The sequence below is a fragment of the Mesorhizobium sp. M7A.F.Ca.ET.027.03.2.1 genome (genome assembly GCF_003999175.1).
GTDB lineage: Bacteria > Pseudomonadota > Alphaproteobacteria > Rhizobiales > Rhizobiaceae > Mesorhizobium.
This window is the reverse complement of sequence record NZ_RZOM01001060.1, coordinates 1-2,141: the sequence shown is the minus strand read 5'-3', so window position 1 is coordinate 2,141 and position 2,141 is coordinate 1. Positions and strand designations below refer to the sequence as shown.

The window sequence follows — 2,141 nt, the reverse complement described above, 5'->3', positions numbered from 1 at the left end:
GTTGATGCATGCCGGCGATTTGCCGGCAAAACCCGACCTGTCCGACATCAGGCGCTTCTGCGACATCGTCATCGTCAGCGACTTCCTCGATCCGGTCGAAGAGACGATGGCCTGGCTCGACGTGCTGGCCCGCCACGGCGTGCGCGCGCACCTGATCGAGGTCGCGGACCCGGCCGAGGAGACCTTCCCCTATGCTGGCCGAACCGAGTTCACCGATCCCGAGACCGGCGACAAGCTGACCGCCGGCCGCGCCGAAATGCTGGGTGATGAGTATCGCCTGCTCTACGCCGCCCGCCGCCATGAACTGACGGGCTGGTGCAAACGGCTTGGCTGGAGCTTTACCGTCAACCACACCGATCGGCTCGCCTCCGACGCACTGGTGCGGCTGCACATGGCGATGACTGCTGACGGCCCCTCGGCCAGGCCGACCGCCGGCGGTCATGCAGGCATGATCGCCAGCGGCGATCGGCCAGGAAAGGCTGTCGCATGAGTTGGCTGCCGCTTTCCTTTGGCGCCCCCATGGTGCTGTGGGGCCTGCTGGCACTGCCGGTGATCTGGTGGCTGCTCAGGCTGACGCCGCCCAAGCCGCAGACCGAAATCTTCCCGCCGCTGAAGATCCTGGCGCGCGTGCTGAAGCGCGAGGAGACGCCGCAGCAGAGCCCGTGGTGGCTGACGCTGCTCAGGCTCTTGATGGCGGCCCTCATCGTCGCGGCATTGGCCGACCCGGTCTTCAACCCGCGCGAAAAGCTGCCGGCCGAGGGAGCCGCCCTTGCCCTGGTTATCGACAATGACTGGGCAAGTGCCGCCGATTGGGGCAAACGCGTCGCCACCGCCGAGCGGCTGATCAACGACGCCGGCTCCAACGGCGTGCCGGTCGTCATCGCCTTCACCGCCGAAAAGGCCAATGCCGAGATCGGCCCGTTCGATGCCGCCACCGCCCTTGACCGGCTGCGCGCCGCCAAGCCGCGGCCGATCCCGACCGACCGGCCCGCCATCTATGCCCGCGTCGCCGGCATGCTGGAGACCTTGCCCGGGGCCAGTGTCGCCGTGCTTGCCGACGGCCTGGCGGCAAAAGGCGATGAAGCCGCCTTCAACACGCTTCTCTCGAAAAATGCCGCGCGTGTCGTCTGGGCACCCGCGGACAGGCTGTCGCTGACCGGCCTGACCGCCGCCGACAACCAGGTCGACGGCTTTGCACTGACCGCCATCCGCGCGCCGGGCGACCCTGCCCCGGCGCAGGTCACCGCCGGCGCCTTCGATGACAAGGGCCGCCGCATCGCCGATGCGACGCTGACCTTTTCGCCTGGCGAAACCACCGCCACCGGCACCATGGCGGTGCCGTTCGAGCTGCGCAACGACTTCGCTTCCATCGCGCTCGACGGCGAGCGGCAGGCCGGTGCGGTCCGCGTCCTCGACGAAAGCTCCAAGCGGCGGCGCGTCGGCCTATTGTCGCAGGCCGAGGCTGACCAGGCACAGCCGCTTTTGTCGCCGCTCTACTACATCAGGCGGGCGCTGCAGCCCTTCGCCGATCTGGTCGAACCCTCCAGCGCCGATCTTGCCGACGCCATCCCGCAAATCCTCGACCAGAAGCCCGCGATGATCGTCATGGCCGATATCGGCACCATTCCCGGACAGGTTCGGCAGAGGCTTGTCGATTGGGTCGACAATGGCGGCACGCTGGTGCGTTTCGCCGGTTCGCGGCTGGCCACCGCGGGCGATGACGACGATTTGCTGCCCGTCCGCCTTCGCACCGGCGAGCGTTCGCTCGGCGGCGCGCTGTCATGGACGTCGCCGCAGCCTGTCACCGAATTCCCCAAGGCCGGCCCGTTCGCCGATCTGGCGCCGCCGACCGAGGTCACCGTCACCAGGCAGGTGCTGGCCGAGCCGACACCCGATATCGTCGAGCGCACCTGGGCGGCCCTTGCCGACGGCACGCCGCTGGTCACCGGACTGAAGAAAGGCAAGGGCACGCTGGTGCTGTTCCACGTCACCCCCGAGGCAACCTGGTCGAACCTGCCGATCTCTGGCAGCTTCGTCGAGATGCTGCGCCGCATCGTGCAGCTGTCGCGCAACCAGGGCGCGGCCATCGCCAATGCCGAAGCCGCCGCGGCGTCGCTGGCGCCCTATCGCATGATTGCAGC

At 68.4% G+C, this 2,141-nt stretch carries 1 protein-coding gene and 1 pseudogene; both read left to right on the top strand.

The window, feature by feature from the left end; translation table 11 throughout:
* Nucleotides 1–490: pseudogene (locus tag EN750_RS31095) on the top strand (DUF58 domain-containing protein); the annotation flags it as partial.
* On the top strand, nt 487–2,141 hold a 1,655-nt coding region (locus EN750_RS31090), incomplete at its 3' end, for a BatA domain-containing protein (RefSeq protein ID WP_189526583.1). The pseudogene EN750_RS31095 and the gene EN750_RS31090, both read left to right, overlap by 4 nt.